Origin of the sequence: Bradyrhizobium sp. cf659, from assembly GCF_900113725.1 — a bacterium.
In the GTDB taxonomy this organism is placed as follows: Bacteria; Pseudomonadota; Alphaproteobacteria; order Rhizobiales; family Xanthobacteraceae; genus Bradyrhizobium.
In genome coordinates this window covers 22352-42700 of record NZ_FOQJ01000013.1, presented here as the reverse complement: position 1 = coordinate 42700, position 20349 = coordinate 22352, and the positions used below count along the sequence as shown (strand labels likewise).

Genomic DNA, 20349 nt, shown 5'->3' with positions numbered 1-20349 from the left:
AGCAATCCGGGTGAGGGGCTGCAGCACTCAGCGAGACCAGATCCCCTCACCCGGATCGCATCTTCGATGCGCTCCGACCTCTCCCTACGGGAGAGGTGAATCGAGCCCTGAGCCCACATCGATTCAACCAAAATTCATCCCGCTTTAGGGCGGTCAGCCCTTCTTCAGGAAAACGTAATCGGCCGAGTAGGGCGCACTCTTGAACTCGCCGGCCTTCTCGCATGCACCGTCGAGCTTGCCGCCGTGAGTGTTGATGCGCTGGACCGTGGTGACCGGTGTCAGGACGCCGCTGCCGCGGCGCGAGGCGACTTCCAGCTTCAGCCAGGGGATATCGGCGGCGGTCGTACCCGGCGCGTTGCCGATGGCCTTGCCGACCACGGCGCTGCCGTCGGCGTGCTCCCAGCTCGGGCCGGCATAATGCCGCCCGATCGTCTTGCCCTCGGAGAGCAGGGTGGCGACCGGTTCGCGGAAGGCCCAGGCGAGCTTGCCCTCAGCGCCGGCCTTGCACTCGTAGACCTGCGCACCCTCGGCGTGGACGCTGAGCACGACGGTCTCGCCCGGCGCCGCGATGGCCTCGGGGAGCGGCTCCGCAGCCCCGGCCGGTCCGATCAGAGCCGCGAGCAGCAGGGTGGGGGCAGCAAATTTGATGAACATGGAAGTCTCCGCGCAAGGGTCCCAAAAAACAACGGGCCGCGCTTGCGACGCGGCCCGTGATGATGTCTGGCCCAGTCGGGCGAAATTGCGGACGGCTTAGGCCGCCAGCTCCTTGATGAGGTTTTCCGCGACCTTGTCGAGGAAGCCGGTGGTCGAGAGCCAGCGCTGGTCGGCGCCGACCAGCAGCGCGAGGTCCTTGGTCATGTAGCCGGCCTCGACGGTGTCGACGCAGACCTTCTCCAGCGTGTTCGCGAACTTCGCGAGCTCGGCATTGTTGTCGAGCTTGGCGCGGTGGGCGAGGCCACGGGTCCAGGCGAAGATCGACGCGATCGAGTTGGTCGAGGTCTCCTTGCCCTTCTGGTGCTCGCGATAGTGGCGGGTCACGGTGCCGTGGGCGGCTTCGGCTTCGACGGTCTTGCCGTCCGGGGTGAGGAGGACCGAGGTCATCAGGCCGAGCGAGCCGTAGCCCTGCGCGACCGTGTCGGACTGCACGTCGCCGTCGTAGTTTTTGCAGGCCCAGACATAGCCGCCGGACCATTTCAGCGCCGAGGCCACCATGTCGTCGATCAGGCGGTGCTCGTAGGTCAGGCCCTTGGCTTCGAATTCCTTCTTGAACTCGCGGTCGTAGATGTCCTGGAAGATGTCCTTGAAGCGGCCGTCATAGACCTTCAGAATCGTGTTCTTGGTCGAGAGATAGACCGGGTAGTTGCGCAGCAGGCCGTAGTTCAGCGAGGCGCGGGCGAAGTCGATGATGGAGTCGTCGAGATTGTACATCTCCATGGCGACGCCGGCGCCGGGCGCCTTGAACACTTCCTTCTCGATCACGGTGCCGTCCTCGCCGACGAACTTCATCGACAGGGTGCCCTTGCCCGGGAACTTGAAATCGGTGGCGCGGTACTGGTCGCCATAGGCGTGGCGGCCGATGATGATCGGCTTGGTCCAGCCGGGAACGAGGCGCGGCACGTTCTTGCAGATGATCGGCTCGCGGAAGATCACGCCGCCGAGGATGTTGCGGATGGTGCCGTTGGGCGACTTCCACATCTGCTTGAGGTTGAACTCCTTCACCCGGGCCTCGTCCGGGGTGATGGTGGCGCACTTGACGCCGACGCCGACCTTCTTGATGGCTTCGGCGGCGTCGATGGTGACCTGATCGTTGGTGTGGTCGCGGTGCTCCATCCCCAGGTCGAAATACATCAGCTCGACATCCAGGAACGGGGTGATCAGCTTGTCCTTGATGTACTGCCAGATGATCCGGGTCATCTCGTCGCCATCGAGTTCGACGACGGGGTTGGTCACCTTGATTTTTGCCATGATCGGGGAAGCCTCTTGGGAACGGCGCTATTGGTGCGCCACGGGAATATCCGCCGCCTCTTAGCACCGCCGCGCGGCGGGCGAAAGCCAAGGGATTATGCACTTTTAGCCCATCCAGCTTCCCCAGATGGGGGGCGGGGAGCGGCCCGCCGGCGGGGGCCGGCCTGAGGCTTCAGAAGAGATTCAAAAGTTGAATCCAAGCCGTTATTTCCCTTGAGAATTTCGTCAGGACAGGCAAACGACAGGCGGACAAGGCGGCGCCGGCTGGCGGCGGCCTTGAATCAATTCCTGAGAGCGCCTTGCCAAGGCCTTGAGACGAAGAGTGAAAGCGAAACGAGATGTCGGGGACTGACAAGAGCAAGGCGGGTCTTTCCCTCGACGGTCCCATCGTGATCCTGGTCGAGCCGCAGCTTGGCGAAAACATCGGCATGGCCGCGCGCGCCATGGGCAACTTCGCCCTGAGCCGGTTGCGCATCGTCAACCCCCGCGACGGCTGGCCCAACATCGCCGCCCAGCGCGCCGCGGCCGGCGCCGACTACATTCTGGAAAGGGTCGAATTGTTCGACACGGTGGAGCAGGCGGTTGCCGATCTCGACCTGCTGTTCGCCTCCACCGCGCGCCCCCATGACCAGGCCAAGCCGGTGGTGGGGCCGGAAGCTGCCGCCGCCGAGATCTCGGGGCACGCCGCCACAGGGGGCAAGGCCGGCATCCTGTTCGGCCGGGAGCGCTGGGGGCTGACCAATGAGGAGGTCGGGCTCTCCAACCGCATCATCACCTTCCCGGTCAATCCGGGCTTTGCCTCGCTGAACCTCGCCCAGGCCGTGCTGCTGGTCGGCTACGAATGGTTCAAGCTGGTGACGTCGGGCGAGCTGCCGCACGGCATGCCGGAGCGCTCCGAGCGCGCCTCGCAGCACCAGATGCAGGCCTTCTTCGACAACCTCGTGCGCGAGCTCGACCGAGTCGAATTCCTGCGGCCCGCCGAGAAGCGCGACACCATGCTGGTCAACCTGCGCAACATCTTCAGCCGGATGGAGCCGACCAAGCAGGACATGCACACCCTGCACGGGGTGGTGATGGCGATCGCGGAGGGGCGCAAAGGCCCGGCCAAGGGCGGCGTGCTCGACGGCGAGCAGGCGACCCGCCTGCGCGCGCTTCTCGCCGAGCACGGGCAGGGCGGCGGTGTCCCCGACAGCGGCAGTACCGTGCGCGGCCTCGCGCGCCTGCTCCGCCGCAACCCGACCGACGCCGAGCGCCTGTGCTGGCAGGCGCTGACCCGCGACCGCCGTTTCGCCGGCCAGTTCAAGCGCCAGACCCCGGTCGGCCGCCACATCCCGGACTTCGTCTCGTTCCCGCACCGGATAGCGATCGAGCTGGTCAACCCCGGCGAGGGCGAGACGATCGCGGCGGACCGCGCGGGCCGACGGACGTGGCTGGAAGCGCGGGACTATCGGGTGCTGGAGATCCGGGCCGCGGATGTGGAGCGCGATCTCGAGGCGGAGCTGATGCGGCTGCAGGGGATGATCGAGCAGGGCGTGTAGGCTTCGTAGGCTGGCGCAGCCGCGGGCCAATCCACCCTACGAAGTGCGCCCGAGCTGCACCTCGCGGCCGACCTCAATCCACGTCGCCCGCGCGACGGCCAGCAACCTTCCGGCTTCATCATGCACCGCGGCCTCGGCGGCGCGCTTGCGGCCGTCGCGGCCGGTGGGCCATGCTGTGATGACGCAGCGGTCGCCAGGGCGCGGCCGTGCCTCGATCCGTGCTGACATCCGTCCGAGCAGGAGCGGGGCCTGGTCGAAGCTGTCGCTCTTCTGATTGTAGTTGCAGGCATAGCCGGTGGGACAATCGAGCGCCGACCAGAGAAATTCGCTCGCGACAAGGCCGTCCTCGGCGGCCAGATTCGGATCGGGCGTCCAGCTCGCCGCGAGAACGGCGTTCCGCGCGTGACGCCCGAGCGGTCCGGCGAAAATGCGCAGGCCGTCGCCTTTCGTCCGTGCGGGGCCGCACACGAAACATGTCGGCAACGGGTGCTCGTGCGGCTTGACCGGCGTCCGCAATTCGGCGGCGCTTGCCTCCTCGAAGCTGGCTGTCTCGATACGCGCAAGCTCGACGCTTGCCGCTCGCCCGGTCGCGACGACCTTGGCGCCGTCGCGAAGCTCCCACGTGCCGTCATCCGTTGCGACCGCATCGAGCGGCGTGTCCAGCGGCGGCGGTGCGCGCAGCGTCACCTCCGCAGCCCCGGGAATGTGGCGGGCGAGCCGGCCGCAGACATACCCGCCGTTGCCGGAGTTCGGGGGACCGCAATAGCGCTGGTCGATGATGATCTGGGTCATCGGTTTTGTTCTCGCTTCCTCGTCGGCGCACTCTACCTGATCTTGAGGACAATTCGTCCCTGAACCGTCCGGTTGGCCACGGCGCGCATGGCGTCGCCGGCCTCCTCCAACGGGAGGACGCGGTCGATATGCGGGCAGATTTTTCCGTCGGCCAGCAATTGCATCAGCGTGTCGTTCATGCGCGCGGCCTCCGCGGAAAACCTCTCCGCCCAGGCACCGGCGAAGACCCCGATGATGGAATAGTTCTTCAGGAGCGGCAGGTTCATCGGGAGCTGTGGAATCTCGCCGCTGGTGAAGCCGATCGGCATCAGCCGTCCGCCCCACGTCATCAGCCGCGCCATCTGCTCGAAGACCGCGCCACCGACATTGTCGAAGCCGACATCGATGCCGTCTCCTGACGTGATCGACTTGATCCGGTCGCGCAGGTCTTCGCTGCGATAGTTGACGATGTCGCTGGCCCCGTAACCGCGCACCAGGGCGGCCTTGTCGTCGGAACCGATCCCGGCGACGACGCGCAGGCCGAGATGGCGGCCGAGGTCGACGGCGGCGAGTCCAACCCCGCCGGCCGCGCCGGTGACGAACATGGTTTCGCCGCGCCGCGCCCGTGCGCGCTCGACCAGCGCATAATAGGCCGTGCCGTAATTGTGCAGGACCGTCGCCGCGGCTTCGAACGCGACGCCATCAGGCAGACGCACGCTCTTCGATTCCTTGGCGGTCATCCGTTCGGCGTAGCCGCCGGTCCAGCTGCTGCACGCCACGCGATCGCCGGGGGCGAATGTCGTGACCGCGTCGCCGACCGCGACGACGATGCCGGATGCTTCCGTGCCGGGTACGAAGGGCGTCGGCGGACGCATCTGGTAGAGGCCCGAGACCATTAACTGGTCCATGAAGCTCACGGACGCCGCGTGGACGTCGATGAGGATCTCGTCGGCGGCAGGCCTCGGCTCGTCGATCTCACTGAGGCGCAGGTCCGCAGGGCCGGTGAACGAGCTGCACAGGACCGCTTTCATCGGGGCGCTCCGACGGATCGAGGCGACGGCCGATCGTCCGTCCGGCGGCGGCCGAAAAGGCGCGGCACCAGCATGGGAACGCGGCGTCGATAGTCCTGGTAGGTCGCGCCGAACTCGGCGATCAGATCCCGCTCCTCGAACTGCAACGCGACCAGGATGTAGGCTGTGTTCGCGATCGCGAACAGCAAATGGCCGGCGGTCATCGTGGGCGTCGCCCAGAACGCGAGCAGGAAGCCCAGCATGAGCGGATGCCGCACGATCTTGTAGAGCAGCGGCGTCCTGAAGGATTGACCTGATATCTCGGTCCCGCGGAACGCGACGAAAGCCTGACGCAGACCGAACAGGTCGAAATGATCGATCATGTGGGTCGAGGCAAACGCGATCAGCCAGCCGAGCCAATGCACGCCGATCGGCAGCCAGGCCGCAATTCCACTCGTTTGCCAGATCGGCATCGGGATCGGACGCCACTGCCAGAACAGCAGCAGAAGGAGCAGGCTGGAGAGCAACACGTAGGTGCTGCGCTGGCAGGCAACGGGGAGGAATTTGCCCCACCATCGCTTGAAGGCCGGCCGCGCCATGACGCTGTGCTGGATGGCAAACAGGCTCATCAGCAGCAGGTTGACGAGGATGGCCTCGCTCACGTCAGTGGGGCCGCCGACGTCGATCGACTTGTCGATTGACTTGGGCACGACATAATTGCCGACGAAACCGAGCGCGTAGAGAAATGAGACCGTGAACACGGCATAGCTCACGATGGCGTAGAGCAGGATCAGGAGACGCGCGAACATGTTTTGTCCTATTGTGCTGGTGGCGGTAGTGCCGCATGCAGGAGCCTCAATCGCTCGCTGGCGAGCCGGCTCGATCTGACCCGACTGTTATCGCTGGACCGTCCCCTGTGCGTCCCCGGCCGGGGAGGGAGGATTTCCATGACGGCCTTCTCGCTGGGAACATTCGGGTTCCCCGAGGTCCATGCCGACGACCGCCCGATCAAGCTGGCCTTACGCAAGGGGCTTGCGCTGCTGGTCTATCTCGCGGAAGCCAAGGGTGCTGTGGCGCGGGACGTCGTGGCGACGTTGCTGTGGCCCGAGAGCCCCGGCGAAACCGGCCGTGCGCGATTGCGGCGGCTGCTCCACCGCATCGAGCAGACGCTCGGCCAGGCGGTTTTCGAGACTGACCGCAGCAGCGTGCGATGGTCTCCGGCGGTCGCGCTGAAGGTCGATGCGCATCTGTTCGAGGGCGCCTGCGACCGCGGCGACTTTGAGCAGGCCTGCCAGATTTACCGGAGTGACTTCCTGGCCGGCTTCGCGCTGGACGACTGCTCCGAGTTCGACGAATGGGCGTTCTTCCGCAAGGAGGCGCTGCGGGGACGGCTCATGCACGCGCTGGAGCGTCTGGTGCAGGACAAGAATGCCGCCGGCGAGCATTTTGCAGCGACCGCGCATGCGGGACGTCTGGTCGAGCTGGATCCGCTGAGCGAAGTCTATGGCCGGCATCTGATCCGCAGCCTGCTGCTGGCCGGCGACCGAAGCGCGGCGGAGCGGCACCACGCCGCGCTGACGCAGCGGCTGCGCGACGAGCTCGGGGTCACGCCGGAAGCCGAGACCGAGGCGCTGATGAGCCCTGCGGCGGCGGCGCATGACGTTCCGGCGACGCGCTACGTCAAGGGTGCGGGCGTACACCTCGCATATCAGACCTATGGCAGCGGTCCGCTCGATATCCTGGTCATGCCCGGCTTCGTGTCGCATGTGGAGCGCGCCTGGGAGCATCCCGCGAGCCGGAGGTTTCTGGCGTCGTTGATGAAGTTCGGGCGGCTGATCGTGTTCGATCGCCGCGGCATCGGGCTGTCCGACCGGGTCGGATCGGCCCCCGGTATCGACGTCACCGCGGAGGATATCGGCACTGTCCTGCGCGCGGCGAATGCGCGCCGCGTCGTGCTGTTTGGCGCATCCGAATGCGGGCCGGCCTGCATCAAATTCGCGGTCGATGAACCGCGTCTGGTGGCCGGGCTCATCCTGTTCGGCGCGCTGGCCAAGGGCTGCTGGTCACAGGACTATCCGCACGCGCTGCGCGCCGGTCAGTATGACGCCTGGCGCCAGCATCTCGTCGCGCAATGGGGCGGCCCGGTCGGGATCGAGACCTTCGCGCCGAGCCTTGCCGGTGATCCGCAGGCGCGCGCCTGGTGGGCTGGGCTATTGCGCGCGGCCTCCAGCCCGGGCGGCATCTCCGCGGTGCTTGAGGCGTTTCGCGATGCCGACGTGCGACACCTTCTGGCGCAGATCGCCATGCCGACATTGGTGCTGCACCGGCGCGGCGACCAGGCGGTGCGGATCGCGGCCGGCCGCGACATGGCGGGCCGGATCGCCGGTGCGCAATTCGTCGAGCTCGACGGCAACGATCACTGGTTCTTTGCCGGTGATCAGGGGCCGGTGCTCGAGGCGATCAGGGGATTTATGGGGGCGTTGGGCGAGGGGAAGTCGAGGACGTAGGGTCGTAGCCCGGATGAGCGAAGCGATATCCGGGAAAGGTCCCGCATGTCGCTGCGCTCATGCGGGCTACGCCTATCATTGGCGCGTTCACACCGCCTCGAGCTGATCCGCCGCGCGCTTCTTCTTCGCCTTGGACTGGCCGAGCAGGGGACCTGCGGTCAGCGCCGCCGTATCCGCCACGCCCGGATCGCGCGAGATCATCGCCGCGACGATCGCACCGTCGATCAACAGGCCGAGCTGGTGCGCGAGCACTGCTGGCTCGCTCGAGCCGAGCTCGCCGGCGAGCTTCTCGATGTGGCCGAGCACGATCTTCTTGTGCTTCAGCGCGATGTTGCGGAACTGCTTGGCGTCCTTGTCGTGCTCGCCGACCGCGTTGATGAAGGGGCAGCCGTAGAAGCGTTCCTCCGCGAACCAGCTCTTCAGCGCCGGGAAGATGCGCGTCAGCTTCGCCTGCGCGTCGCCGCCGCCTTGCTCCATGGCGCCGATGAACCATTCGCGCCACTGCTTGCCTTCGCTCTCCAGCACCGCGTTGACGAGGTTGGTCTTGGAGCCGAACAACTTATAAAGCGTGGTCTTCGCCGTGCCGGCTTCCTCGATGATCGCATCGATGCCGGTGGCGTTGATGCCGTTCTTGCAGAACAGATGCGTCGCGGCGCTCAGCAGCCGTCCGCGCGCGGACTCGTCCTCGCCTGCGGCGGCGTGGGGCGAATTGGAATGCTTCTTCGATGACGTCTTTGCCATGAGTCCAAACTTACCCGCAGCCGCGCCGCATCAGCAAGCCGCATCTGTTCCGCGCTGAAAAGATTCGCAGGGCAAAGCTCATCTGCATCGCCTTTAAGCAAGAGGCCGCTGATCAATCCGGAGGCAGCGATCGCTAAGCGGCTCCAATGCTTCGCAATTTGCTTTCGGCCTCCTCTGGCACGCTCCATGCAAGGAAACAGACCGTTCGGTATCCTGCGATTTCCTCGGCTGCCAGGGAGAAAACTGATGACTGCCGTCGTTCAAAAGACAGTGCTGACGGGTTGCCTCGCGCCCATCGACAAGAATGGGCTCGAGCAACTGATCGCGAGCGGCAAGGCCAATCCGAAGGTCGTCAAGACCTTGAAGTGCAAGACGGTCGCGGAAGGCAAGTTCCGCCACGCCAACTACATCCGCAACCTGCCGCCCTACATCGTCGACGAGCCGCCGGGCCTTCTGGGCGACGATACCGCGCCCAATCCGTCGGAAGCCTCGCTCGCCGCGCTCGGCTCCTGCCTTGCGGTCGGCCTGCACGCCAACGCCGTGCATCGCGGCTGGATCGTCAACAAGCTCGAGCTCGAGCTTGAAGGCGACCTCAACATCACGGCCGTGTGGGGCACCGGCGATGTCTCCGACAAGCCGGTCGGCTTCACCGACGTGCGCGTCAAGGTCGACATGGAGTGCGAAGGCATCTCGCAGGACGAGATCAACGCGCTGGTCGCCCATGTGAAGAAATGGTCGCCGGTCGCCAACACTTTCACCCGCCCGGTCAATCTCGAGGTCGGCATCTAGGCTGACGGCAACAGGACAAGGTGCGGGAGACGATCATGGGTTCACTGGCTTTATCACGGGCCGAAATTTTGGATCAGCCCGCACCGTCCATTGCAGGCGAGGTGGCGCGGATCGCGCGCGAGCAGCTTGCGCCGCTCGCCGCCGGCATCGACGACGGCACGGTCTATCCGGCCGACGTGCTGCGCAAGTTCGGCGAGGTCGGCGCCTGGGGCAGTCACATGCCGCAGGAAGGTCCCGCCGATTTGCGCTGCGCCATCCAGGCGATGGCAGCGATCGGCGAGGTCTGCGGCGCCACGGCGTTCATGGCCTGGTGCCAGAACACGCTGGTCTGGTACGCCGCCAACTCCACCAATATGAAGCTGGCAAAGCGCTTCGGCGATGCGTTCTCGACCGGCCGCGTGCTCGGCGGCACGGGTCTTTCCAACCCGATGAAGAGCTTTTTCGGCATCGAGAAGCTCAAGCTGAAAGGGCGGAAGGTCGAGGGCGGCTACATCGTCCGCGGCGCGCTGCCCTGGGTCTCCAATCTCGGCCCCGATCATTACTTCGGCACCATCTTCGAGCGCGAGGACGAGCCGGGGCTCGTGATGTTCCTGGCCGACTGCTCCGATCCCGCGATCACGCTCACGCCGTGCAAGCCGTTCCTCGCCATGGATGGCACCGGCACCTATGGCGTGCAGTTCCGCGACGTGTTCGTGCCGGATGAGCTGATCCTCGCCGATCCCGCCGGTCCCTTCGTCAAGAAGATCCGCGCCGGCTTCATCCTGCTCCAGGCCGGCATGGCGCTTGGCGTGATCCGCGACTGCATCAACATCATGGACGAGGTCGACAATCCCCTCGGCCATATCAACCGCTATTTGCCGCAGCAGCCGGTGCATTTCCGCGATCTCGCCGCCGAGCTGGAGGCGGAGACCATGGCGCTGGCGCGCGATCCCTACAATGAGGAGGAAACCTACTGGCGCAAGGTGATCGCGCTCCGCTTGCGCGCCGGCGAGGCCAGCGTCGCGGCGGCGCATGCGGCGATGCTGCATTGTGGTGCGCGCGGTTACCTCAAGGGCCACCGCGCGCAGCGGCGCCTGCGCGAGGCCTATTTCGTCGCGATCGTCACGCCTGCCACCAAGCAGTTGCGCAAGATGCTCGCCGATTCCTGATCTTTGCGAGTCCACCCGAAGACCCCCAACCTCAACGGAGAGGCTGCCATGACTGACGTTCTGATCACTGCCGTCGAACTCGCCGATCTCTTGAAGCTAGAGCCGTGTGTCGTCATCGACACCCGCAACCCCGATGCCTACGCCGCCGGCCACCTGCCGGGCGCCGTCAACGTGCACGAGATTTTCACGTTCCTCGCGACCTCGACGCCGGAGGGGATGGCCGAACTGAAGACAAAGTTCGCCGACGCCTTCGGTGGCGCCGGTCTCTCCGGCAAGGAGACGGCTGTGATTTACGAACAGTCGATGAACTCAGGCTTCGGCCAGTCCTGCCGCGGCTATTACCTACTCACCATGCTCGGCTATCCCAAGGTGAAGGTGCTGCATGGCGGCTTCGATGCCTGGTCGGCGGCAGGCTTCCCGGTGACGAAGGACGTGCCCGCGCCCGCAAAGGCCTCGTTTGCGATCGTGCCTGAAGCGGGCGAGATCCTGATCGATGCGAAGACGATGCTTGGCGCCGTCGGCAAGCCCGGCATCGCCATCCTCGACGTGCGCGACGTCGACGAGTGGATCGGCGACAGCTCGTCTCCTTACGGCAAGGACTTCTGCCCGCGCAAGGGCCGCATCCCCGGCGCGGTCTGGCTGGAATGGTACCGCATGATGAAGCCGACCGCCGAAGGCCCGCGCTTCAAGTCCAAGGACGAGATTCTGGCCGAATGCGCCACCGTCGGCATCTCGACGACCACGCCGGTCTATCTCTACTGCTTCAAGGGCGCGCGTGCCTCGAACACGTTCCTGGCGCTGAAGAACGCCGGCGTGAAGGACGTGCGGATGTATTTCGGCTCCTGGAACGAGTGGTCGCGCGATCCGTCGCTGCCGATCGAGCAGGGACTGCCGATCGCATCTGATGTGACGACCAAGGCGGCGTGATCGTCGCTAACCGAAGGCCCGCGGACGGGGCGCTATCCCAAGCGCCTTGATCCGCGAGGCCAGCGTGGTCGGCTTGATATCCAGCATCTCCGCCGCGCCGCCGGGGCCGAACACTTTCCCCGCGCAGGCCTCGAGCGCGGCGAGGATGTTGGCGCGCTCGTGATCGCGCATCTCCGACGACGTCATGACCGCCGGACGCGCGTCGGCCTTCTGGCGCGCGGCGCCGGTCGGAGCCAGCGCGCCGGAGGGATCTGGCAGGTCGATGCGCAGGCGGCCGTTCTGCGACAGGATCGCGGCGCGCTCGATCACGTTCTGCAATTCGCGGACATTGCCGGGCCAGTCGTAGCGCGTCAGTCGCCGCGCATCGCCTTCCGACAGCCGCAGGTTCGACTTCAACGCCTTGCTCTCGCGCGTCAGGAAATGCTGGGCGAGCAGCGGAATGTCCTCGCGCCGCTCGCGCAGGGGCACGGTCTCGATCGGGAACACGTTGAGGCGGAAATAGAGGTCCTCGCGAAAGCGGCCGCGCTGCACCTCCTGCTTGAGATCGCGGTTGGTCGCGGCAATGACGCGGACGTCGACCGCGCGGGTGCGCTCCTGTCCGACGCGCTCGAAATTGCCTTCCTGCAACACGCGCAGCAGCTTGCCTTGCAGTTCGAGCGGGATCTCGCCGACCTCGTCGAGGAACAGCGTGCCGCCGTCGGCGAGCTCGAACCGGCCGATGCGGTCGCGCGTCGCGCCGGTGAAGGCGCCGCGGACATGGCCGAAGAACTCGCTCTCGAACAATTCGCGCGGGATCGCGGCGCAGTTGACGCGGATCAGCGGCCGGTCGCTGCGGGTGGAATCCTCGTGGATGGCGCGCGCGATCAGCTCCTTGCCGGTGCCGGACTCGCCGGTGATCATCACCGCAGCGGCGGTCGGCGCCACCAGCTTGACCTGCCGCAGCGTCTTCTGGATCGCCTCGCTCTGGCCGATGATGCCACGCGGATTGGTCTCGATGCGGATTTCCTCCTGGAGATAGGCGTTCTCGAGTTCGAGCCGCTCGCGCAGGCGGTCGACTTCAGTGAGCGCGGCGTGCAGCTTCTCGTCGGCCTCGCGGCGCTGGCTGACGTCGCGAAACACCACGACGGCGCCGACGACCACGCCGCGGTCGCGGATCGGGGTCGAGGTGTATTCGACCCAGGCCGGCGAGCCGTCCTTGCGCCAGAACACCTCGCCATCGACCTGGTGCACCGCGCCGTCGCGGAACGCCGCATAGATCGGGCAATCATGGTTGTGATAGTGTCGGCCGTCGTGATGGGTGTGGTGCACGATCGGGTGGATCTCCTTGCCGACCAGCTCCTCGGCGGTCCAGCCCAGCATGCGTTCGGCGGCAGGGTTGACGAAAGTGGTCTTTCCTTCCGCGTTGACGCCATAGATGCCTTCGCCGGCGGCGCGGAGGATCAGCTGGTTCTCGCGCTCGATGTCCTGGAACACCCGCTCGACCCGCTGCCAGGTCGAGATGCCGCTGCGCATGTGGTCTTCGGCGGCGGCATCGACATTGCGGCGGCGGCGCGCGTCGAGATCGGTGAGGGTGAGCAGCACCAGGGTGCGGCCGTCATGGGGCAGGAGGCAGCCGGCATATTCGAGCCGCAGATTTTGCCCGGTGGCATGGCGGGGGGTGAGCGCCGTGGTCCAGTAGGCGCCCTTGTGCAGCACGGCCTGGGTGAACACGGTCAGCGCCGGAAGCTCGCCGGCGTGCAGGGTGCTGGCCCTGGTCTGCCGCAGCAGCGCGCGGTCGTAGCCGAGCAGGGTGCAGGCGGCCGGATTGGCATCGATGATCTGGTCGGCATAGGGATCGACCAGCAGCGTGGCCTCGACCGAGGACTCGAATGCCGCGACGCGCGGATCGATCGCCTCGACGGTCTCGTCCTGGCTCAGCATGGGCGTCGGGATCATTACGAAATCTCGTGATTGGACTACGAATTCTCGTGTATCACGAGTTTTCGTAACGGCCAAGTGCGACTAAAAGTGCTGCGTCATCAAGGCACTGGCCGGCCGAAAGGCGGTGGCATGCTCCTTGCGTAATTCCTCCCGCAATGATGCGCAGGAGGTCCGATGTCCACGTTCGACAATCCGTTTGATCCCGATCGCAACCTTCGAGCCGGCTGTGTCTGCGGCCGGCACCAATCCGCGGCAGAGCACGAGCAGGCCACGGCGTTGCGCTGTGATCCGGTCGAGAGCGAGGAGAAGCGCTACGAGGGCGTCGTCGCCTCCGCCGTGATGCGCGCGATGTTTCCGCAGGACGTGGCGCGGCGCGCCTTCCTGAAATCGGTCGGTGCGTCCACGGCGCTGGCCGCGCTGTCGCAGTTCTTTCCGATTCAGACGGCGACCGAAGTCTTTGCGCAGGCCGGAGCGCCCGAGAAGAAGGACCTCAAGGTCGGCTTCATCCCGATCACTTGCGCGACGCCGATCATCATGGCGGCCCCGATGGGCTTCTATTCCAAGCATGGCCTCAACGTCGAAGTGGTCAAGACCGCCGGCTGGGCCGTGATCCGCGACAAGACCATCAACAAGGAATACGACGCTGCGCACATGCTGGCGCCGATGCCGATCGCGATCTCGCTGGGGCTTGGCGCCAACGCCATTCCGTTTGCCGTCCCCGCGATCGAGAACATCAACGGGCAGGGCATCGTGCTGGCGACCAAGCACAAGGACAAGCGCGACCCGAAGGACTGGAAGGGCCTGAAATTCGCGATCCCCTTCGATTACTCCATGCACAATTATCTGCTGCGCTATTATCTCGCCGAGCACGGGCTCGACCCCGATACCGACGTTCAGTTGCGCTCGGTGCCGCCGCCGGAGATGGTCGCCAACCTGCGCGCAGACAACATCGACGGCTTCCTCGCGCCCGACAACATCTGTCAGCGCGCGATCTATGACGGCGTCGGCTTCATGCACCTGCTCTCGAAGGAGATCTGGGACGGCCATCCCTGCTGCAGCTTTGCCGCCAGCCGCGAATTCATCACCACGGCGCCGAACAGCTTTGCCGCGCTGACGCGCGCGATCGTCGATGCCACCGCCTACGCGTCGAAGGCGGAGAACCGCAAGCAGATCGCCGAAGCCATCGCGCCCGCGAACTACATCAATGCGCCTGTTACGGTGCTGGAGCAGGTCCTGACCGGCACCTATGCCGACGGCCTCGGCGGAGTGAAGACCGACGCCAAGCGCGTCGATTTCGATCCGTTCCCCTGGCAGTCCTTTGCGGTGTGGATGCTGACGCAGATGAAGCGCTGGGGCCAGATCAAGGGCGACGTCGACTACAAGGCGGTGGCCGAGCAGGTGTATCTGGCGACCGATACCAAGAAGCTGATGACCGAGATGGGCCTGTCGCCGCCGGCGAGCAGCTACAAATCCTTCGCGGTGATGGGCAAGACCTTCGATCCGGCAAAGCCCGAGGATTACGTCGCGAGCTTCAAGATCAGGAAGGCGTCGTGAGGATGGGCCGCGCTCTCTCTTCACCTCGCCCCGCTTGCGGGGAGAGGTCGATCGCGAAGCGATCGGGTGAGGGGGACTCTCCGCGAGTCCGTCTCTCACCTCCCTCGCGGAGAGCCCCCCTCACTCCAACCCTCTCCCCGCAAGCGGGGAGAGGGAGATGAGTACTTCCCTCCGTCTCCGCGCCGGCCTCGTCTCGATCGTGCTGCTGGCCGCGTTCCTCGGCATCTGGCATCTCGCCACGCGTTCGACTGCGCCGGTCGCGACGATGAGCCCGGAATACGCCAAGCTGATGGGCCTCACCGCGACGCAGGGCAAATCCGCCATGCCGGGGCCGCTCGATGTCGGCGCAAAGCTGTGGGAGCATCTGAAGCGGCCATTCTACGACAACGGGCCGAACGACAAGGGGCTCGGCATCCAGCTCGCCTATTCCATCGCGCGCGTCGGTACCGGCTATCTGCTCGCCGTGCTCGTCGCCATTCCGCTCGGCTTCCTGATCGGCATGTCGCCGCTGCTGAGCAAGGCGCTCGATCCCTTCATCCAGGTCTTGAAGCCGATCTCGCCGCTCGCCTGGATGCCGCTTGCGCTCTACACCATCAAGGATTCCTCGATCTCCGCGATCTTCGTCATCTTCATCTGCTCGATCTGGCCGATGCTGCTCAACACCGTCTTTGGCGTTGCCAGCGTGCGCAAGGAATGGATCAACGTCGCGCGCACGCTCGAGGTCGGCACCATCAGGCGCGCCTTCACCGTGATCCTGCCGGCGGCGGCGCCGACGATCCTGACCGGCATGCGCATCTCGATCGGCATTGCCTGGCTCGTGATCGTCGCCGCCGAGATGCTCGTCGGCGGCACCGGCATCGGCTACTTCGTCTGGAACGAGTGGAACAACCTCTCGATCACCAACGTCATCATCGCGATCCTCCTGATCGGGATCGTCGGCATGCTGCTCGACCAGATCCTCGCGCGCTTCACGCGCATGGTCACATTTCCGGAGTGAGTATGGCAACGCCCAACCCTCTCGTGTCCCGGGCGCATTGCGGCGCGCAGCGCTGCAGTGCTGAACCGGGACCCATTGCGGCGACATGGGTCCCGCATCTGCGGCGCACCGCTGCGCGCTGCACCGCGTGCGGGACACGAGACCTGACGTGACCGACAAATTCGTCTCCATCGAAGGCATCGCAAAGCGCTATCCGGGTGCGGGCGGTGCCACGACCGCCGTGTTCGAGAATCTCTGGCTGTCGATGCCGCGCGGCGAGTTTTGTTGCGTGATCGGCCATTCCGGCTGCGGCAAGACCACGGTGCTCAACATCCTCGCCGGCCTCGACGCGCCGAGCGAGGGCGCGGTGATCGTGGACGGGCAGGCGATCTCGGGCACCAGCCTCGACCGCGCCGTGATCTTCCAGAGCCACGCGCTGCTGCCCTGGCGCACCGTGCTCGGCAACGTCGCCTATGCCGTGAGCTCGAAATGGCGGAGCTGGGATCGGGCGAAGGTCAAGGCGCACGCGCAAACCTTCATCGATCTCGTCGGCCTGACGGGTTCGGAGCACAAGCGCCCCTCGGAGCTCTCGGGTGGCATGAAGCAGCGCGTCGGCATCGCCCGCGCGCTCTCGATCACGCCGAAAATGATGCTGATGGATGAGCCGTTCTCGGCGCTGGACGCGCTGACGCGCGGCACGCTTCAGGACGAGGTGCGGCGCATTTGCCTCGAGACCGGGCAGACCGCGTTCATGATCACCCACGACGTCGACGAGGCGATCTACCTCGCCGACAAGATCTTTCTGATGACCAACGGCCCCGGCGCGGTGCTGGCGGAGGTGGTCGAAAATCCGCTGCCGAAGGATCGCGGCCGCACCGACCTGCACCGCCATCCGCTGTACTACGCGCTGCGCAACCACATCATCGATTTCCTGGTGACGCGCAGCAAGACATTCGCGGCCGAGAAGCCCGATCACGATCCACGCAACGTGCCCGTGGTGCATATCGGCAAGCCCGGGCTGACGGTCGCGTCAAATGGCGAAGAGCAACGACAGACCTGGACATCCGGGACCAGTCCCGGGCTGACTGCTTAAAAAGGGAGACCCTGATATGAAACGAGAAGACCTCACCGAAAAGCTGCTCGACATCAAGCGCGAGAAGGGCTGGACCTGGAAATACATCTGCGAGCAGGTCGGCGGTTACGCGGAGGTGCTGATCGTCGGCGCGATCCTCGGCCAGATGAAATTGACGAAGCCGCAGGCGGCCAATGCCGGCGAGCTGTTCGGCCTGTCGAAGGCCGAGACGGCGATGCTCAACGAGGTGCCGATGCGCGGCACCGGCACGCCGATGCCGCCGACCGATCCGCTGATCTACCGCTTCTACGAGATGGTGATGGTGAACGGCCCGGCCTGGAAGGCGTTGATCGAGGAGGAGTTCGGCGACGGCATCATGTCGGCGATCGACTTCGACATGGGAATCGAGCGCGTCGCCAACCCGAAGGGCGACCGCGTCAAGATCACCATGAGCGGCAAGTTCCTGCCGTACAAATATTACGGCGCCAGCGGCAACGTGCCGGAGTATGGCTTCAAGGAGGGCTGATTTCCCGCTCTGTCATTCCGGACGGCGCGACAGCGCCGATCCGGAATCTCGAGATTCCGGGTTCGGTCCTGCGGACCGCCCCGGAATGACAGCCTGTCGTGGGGACGCTTCGCCTTACGTCCCCGCCTTCACCTCGGCCGCGGCGACACCGAGCAACTCGCTCATCTTGGCGCGAATCGCCTGCTCGGTGACGACGACGCTCTTGGCGGCGAAATCGGCCATGAGCTTGCGCAGGACATCGGCATCGCCGGCCTCCTCGAAATCGACCGCGACCACCTCCTTGGCGTAGGCCGTGGCGGCTTCGCCTGATATGCCGAGCTTTTCCGCGGCCCACAGCCCGAGCAGCCGGTTGCGGCGGGCCTCCGCCTTGAACTTCTGCTCCTCGTCGAGGGCGAACTTCTTCTCAAAGCCTTCCTCGCGCTTGTTGATCTCGCTCATGCCTTTTCCAATTCCCTGCTGACTGGACCCGGCGGCCCTCGTTGCGACAGCCCCGGCGCATGCCTAGATAAGGGGCACGAATCGGCAAAACAACGAGCCGTTAAGCCGCAGGCAAAACGGTATAAGTTGGTGCCGGACGGCCGGATCGATTGTGCTCGGACAGCCAATCGGATAGGTTGCCTAAAGGCTTGGTTCCCGTTCTGTTTCTACGGGTTCCCGGCCGTTCACGGCAGCTCCGCTGTGGGTCGTAATCCTAGTCAACCGGAGCACACCAAATTCATGGATTTCAACAAAACACGGTACATCCCCATGAGCCGTCGGCGTCGCATTTATGAAGGCAAGGCAAAGGTTCTTTACGAAGGCCCGGAGCCCGGTACCCTGATCCAGCACTTCAAGGATGACGCCACCGCGTTCAATGCGAAAAAGCATCAGGTGATCGAGGGCAAGGGTGTCCTCAACAACCGGATCTCGGAGTACCTGTTTCAGCACCTCAACGACATCGGGGTGCCGACCCACTTCATCCGCCGCCTCAACATGCGCGAGCAGTTGATTCGCGAGGTCGAGATCGTGCCGCTGGAAGTGGTGGTGCGGAACGTCGCCGCCGGCTCTCTGTCGCAGCGCCTCGGCATCGAGGAGGGCACCCAGCTGCCGCGCTCGATCATCGAATTCTACTACAAGAACGACCAGCTCAACGACCCCATGGTCTCGGAAGAGCACATCACCGCTTTCGGCTGGGCGACGCCCCAGGAGATCGACGACATCATGGCGCTCGCCATCCGCGTCAACGACTTCCTCACCGGCCTCTTCCTCGGCATCGGCATCCGCCTCGTCGACTTCAAGATGGAGTGCGGGCGGCTGTTCGAGAACGAGATGATGCGGATCATCGTCGCTGACGAGATCTCGCCGGACTCCTGCCGTCTGTGGGACATCAAGTCGAACGAGAAGCTCGACAAGGATCGTTTCCGCCGGGATCTCGGCGGGCTGCTGGAGGCCTATACCGAAGTTGCAAAACGCCTCGGCATCCTCATGGAGAACGAGCGTCCGGCGGGCTCCGGCCCGGTGCTGGTGAAGAGCTAAAGGGGTTTTCGACGTGAAGGCACGTGTCACCGTTACCTTGAAAACGGGCATCCTCGATCCGCAGGGCAAGGCCATCGAAGGCGCGCTGAAGTCGCTCGGCGTCGACGGCGTTGCCAGTGTCCGCCAGGGCAAGGTGTTCGACATCGAGCTCGCCGGCGCCGACAAGGCCAAGGCGGAAGCCGCGCTGAAGGAGGCCGCCGACAAGCTGCTGGCGAACACCGTGATCGAGAACTACCGGGTCGAGATCGTCTGACCCTGTCATATCCTCACGTGAGGAGCGCGAAGGGCGCGCTCCTCGGGATGAGGAGTTGGACCGGTTGTGACGCCGCATCCGGGCTTGCTGGCTGAGCGCTTTCGCGCTCACAGCCATCCGACGCGACGGAAGCGCCAATAGAGCGCGCCGCATGCCATCAGCATCACGCCGAGCAGCATGTAATAGCCGTATTCCCATTCCAGCTCCGGCATGTGCTTGAAGTTCATGCCGTAGATGCCGGCGAGCGCGGTCGGGATCGCGATGATCGCGAGCCACGAGGCGAGCTTCTTGGAGACCGCCGTCTCCTGCGCCTGGCCCACCAGCAGGCTCGCTTCGAAGGCGAAGGCCAGCACCTCGCGCATGGAATCGATGCGCTCCTGGATGTTCCTGACGTGGTCGGTGACGTCGCGGAACAGCGGCTGCATGGTCGCGCGCACCATCGCCAGCTCGTCATGCTCCAGCCGGCGGCAGACCTCCACCAGCGGGCCGATCGCATTCCTGAGCCGCAGCAGGTCGCGGCGCAGCATGTAGAGCCGCTCGATCTGCGCCTTGCTGAGCGGCTTGGAGAGCACGTCGTCCTCGATGCCCTCGACCTCGTCATGGATGCTCTCGAGCACCGGCGAGTAGTTGTCGACGATGAAATCGAGGATGGCATAGAGGATGTAGTCCTCGCCGCGCGCGAGCGCCCGCGGGCAGCTTTCGCAGCGTTCGCGCACCGGCGTGTAGGAGGTCGAGGCGCCGTGGCGCACCGAGACCAGATAGCCTTCGCCGACGAAGATGTGGGTCTCGCCGAAGGCAATCCGGCCCTCGACCAGTTGCGCCGTCCGCGCCACGATGAACAGGGCCTCGCCATATTGCTCGATTTTCGGCCGCTGATGGGCGTGATTGGCGTCCTCGATGGCGAGATCGTGCAGGTCGAACTGTTTCTGCACCGCGCTGAGCAGGGCCATGTCGGGCTCGTGCAGCCCGATCCAGACCACGTGGCCGGGCTTGGCCCGCCAGCTCGAGGCCTCGCTGATGGCGATGTTGGCGACGCGCCGGCCGTCGACATAGGCACCCGCGGCGACGACGCCTTCGGCGGATACCGGTTCGGAGAGGGATGCGGGGAGCGACGGGACGTTCATGGCTTCAATCCCG

Annotated in this window: 20 protein-coding genes; 11 read left to right on the top strand and 9 right to left on the bottom strand. The window is 65.3% G+C overall.

Features of this window, described 5'->3' with window-relative positions:
- Positions 1–153: 153 nt before the first annotated feature.
- The gene (locus BM118_RS34570; protein ID WP_092191705.1) at positions 154–654 is read right to left on the bottom strand and encodes a DUF3455 domain-containing protein; all 501 of its coding nucleotides are present in this window, start codon (positions 652–654) and stop codon (positions 154–156) included.
- 96 nt (positions 655–750) lie between these two features.
- Positions 751–1965, bottom strand: a complete 1215-nt coding sequence (locus BM118_RS34565) for an NADP-dependent isocitrate dehydrogenase (RefSeq protein WP_092191703.1) — start codon at positions 1963–1965, stop codon at positions 751–753.
- Between the two features lie 338 nt (positions 1966–2303).
- Between BM118_RS34565 and BM118_RS34560 the strand changes: the two genes are divergently transcribed.
- Positions 2304–3503 carry a TrmJ/YjtD family RNA methyltransferase gene (locus tag BM118_RS34560; protein ID WP_092191701.1) on the top strand — a complete coding sequence of 400 codons (1200 nt, stop codon included), beginning with the start codon at positions 2304–2306 and terminating at the stop codon, positions 3501–3503.
- A 36-nt stretch (positions 3504–3539) separates the two neighbouring features.
- Here BM118_RS34560 and BM118_RS34555 read toward each other — a convergent pair whose 3' ends face one another.
- The 3 genes from BM118_RS34555 to mddA are packed head-to-tail and all read right to left on the bottom strand — an operon-like array spanning position 3540 to position 6093.
- Positions 3540–4295, bottom strand: a complete 756-nt coding sequence (locus tag BM118_RS34555) for a PaaI family thioesterase (protein ID WP_092191699.1) — start codon at positions 4293–4295, stop codon at positions 3540–3542.
- Between the two features lie 32 nt (positions 4296–4327).
- A complete protein-coding gene (locus tag BM118_RS34550; RefSeq protein ID WP_092191697.1) occupies positions 4328–5305 on the bottom strand; it encodes an NADPH:quinone oxidoreductase family protein in 978 nt (325 codons plus the stop codon).
- Positions 5302–6093 (bottom strand): methanethiol S-methyltransferase, encoded by a 792-nt coding sequence (mddA, locus tag BM118_RS34545; RefSeq protein ID WP_092191695.1) that lies wholly within the window; start codon positions 6091–6093, stop codon positions 5302–5304. Before mddA ends, BM118_RS34550 begins: the two co-directional genes overlap by 4 nt.
- A 138-nt stretch (positions 6094–6231) precedes the next feature.
- On the opposite strand from mddA, the gene BM118_RS34540 reads away from it, so the two are divergent.
- Positions 6232–7791: a bifunctional AfsR/SARP family transcriptional regulator/alpha/beta hydrolase gene (locus BM118_RS34540; protein WP_092191693.1), complete on the top strand. Its 1560-nt coding sequence runs from the start codon at positions 6232–6234 to the stop codon at positions 7789–7791.
- Between the two features lie 87 nt (positions 7792–7878).
- On the opposite strand, the gene BM118_RS34535 is transcribed toward BM118_RS34540, so the two are convergent.
- Complete coding sequence (locus BM118_RS34535; protein ID WP_092191691.1) at positions 7879–8532, bottom strand: TetR/AcrR family transcriptional regulator; 654 nt, start codon at positions 8530–8532, stop codon at positions 7879–7881.
- A gap of 246 nt (positions 8533–8778) precedes the next feature.
- Between BM118_RS34535 and BM118_RS34530 the strand changes: the two genes are divergently transcribed.
- From BM118_RS34530 to BM118_RS34520, 3 genes are read left to right on the top strand one after another with little or no spacing between them, the layout of a single operon-like run.
- The gene (locus BM118_RS34530; RefSeq protein WP_092191689.1) at positions 8779–9321 is read left to right on the top strand and encodes an OsmC family protein; all 543 of its coding nucleotides are present in this window, start codon (positions 8779–8781) and stop codon (positions 9319–9321) included.
- 35 nt (positions 9322–9356) lie between these two features.
- Entirely contained in the window at positions 9357–10469 is a 1113-nt protein-coding gene (locus BM118_RS34525; RefSeq protein WP_177234955.1) for an acyl-CoA dehydrogenase family protein, read from the top strand.
- 48 nt (positions 10470–10517) lie between these two features.
- The gene (locus BM118_RS34520; protein WP_092191685.1) at positions 10518–11396 is read left to right on the top strand and encodes a sulfurtransferase; all 879 of its coding nucleotides are present in this window, start codon (positions 10518–10520) and stop codon (positions 11394–11396) included.
- Between the two features lie 6 nt (positions 11397–11402).
- On the opposite strand, the gene BM118_RS34515 is transcribed toward BM118_RS34520, so the two are convergent.
- A complete protein-coding gene (locus tag BM118_RS34515; RefSeq protein ID WP_092191683.1) occupies positions 11403–13331 on the bottom strand; it encodes a sigma 54-interacting transcriptional regulator in 1929 nt (642 codons plus the stop codon).
- Positions 13332–13490: 159 nt separating this feature from the next.
- Between BM118_RS34515 and BM118_RS34510 the strand changes: the two genes are divergently transcribed.
- From BM118_RS34510 to cynS, 4 genes are all read left to right on the top strand, one after another.
- Positions 13491–14870: a CmpA/NrtA family ABC transporter substrate-binding protein gene (locus tag BM118_RS34510; protein WP_092191681.1), complete on the top strand. Its 1380-nt coding sequence runs from the start codon at positions 13491–13493 to the stop codon at positions 14868–14870.
- Between the two features lie 157 nt (positions 14871–15027).
- Positions 15028–15867 carry a nitrate ABC transporter permease gene (gene ntrB, locus BM118_RS34505; RefSeq protein WP_092191679.1) on the top strand — a complete coding sequence of 280 codons (840 nt, stop codon included), beginning with the start codon at positions 15028–15030 and terminating at the stop codon, positions 15865–15867.
- Positions 15868–16015: 148 nt separating this feature from the next.
- The gene (locus BM118_RS34500) at positions 16016–16939 is read left to right on the top strand and encodes an ABC transporter ATP-binding protein (protein ID WP_092191677.1); all 924 of its coding nucleotides are present in this window, start codon (positions 16016–16018) and stop codon (positions 16937–16939) included.
- 16 nt (positions 16940–16955) lie between these two features.
- On the top strand, positions 16956–17444 hold the full coding sequence (cynS, locus tag BM118_RS34495) for a cyanase (RefSeq protein ID WP_008135039.1): 489 nt from the start codon (positions 16956–16958) through the stop codon (positions 17442–17444).
- A 114-nt stretch (positions 17445–17558) separates the two neighbouring features.
- On the opposite strand, the gene BM118_RS34490 is transcribed toward cynS, so the two are convergent.
- Positions 17559–17882, bottom strand: a complete 324-nt coding sequence (locus BM118_RS34490; protein ID WP_092191675.1) for a DUF1476 domain-containing protein — start codon at positions 17880–17882, stop codon at positions 17559–17561.
- Between the two features lie 309 nt (positions 17883–18191).
- On the opposite strand from BM118_RS34490, the gene purC reads away from it, so the two are divergent.
- Together purC and purS are read left to right on the top strand one after the other, a co-directional pair.
- The gene (gene purC / locus BM118_RS34485) at positions 18192–18959 is read left to right on the top strand and encodes a phosphoribosylaminoimidazolesuccinocarboxamide synthase (protein ID WP_008974302.1); all 768 of its coding nucleotides are present in this window, start codon (positions 18192–18194) and stop codon (positions 18957–18959) included.
- A gap of 13 nt (positions 18960–18972) precedes the next feature.
- The gene (gene purS, locus BM118_RS34480) at positions 18973–19212 is read left to right on the top strand and encodes a phosphoribosylformylglycinamidine synthase subunit PurS (RefSeq protein ID WP_014494125.1); all 240 of its coding nucleotides are present in this window, start codon (positions 18973–18975) and stop codon (positions 19210–19212) included.
- 107 nt (positions 19213–19319) lie between these two features.
- On the opposite strand, the gene BM118_RS34475 is transcribed toward purS, so the two are convergent.
- Entirely contained in the window at positions 19320–20336 is a 1017-nt protein-coding gene (locus tag BM118_RS34475) for a magnesium and cobalt transport protein CorA (RefSeq protein WP_092191673.1), read from the bottom strand.
- Positions 20337–20349 lie beyond the last annotated feature (13 nt).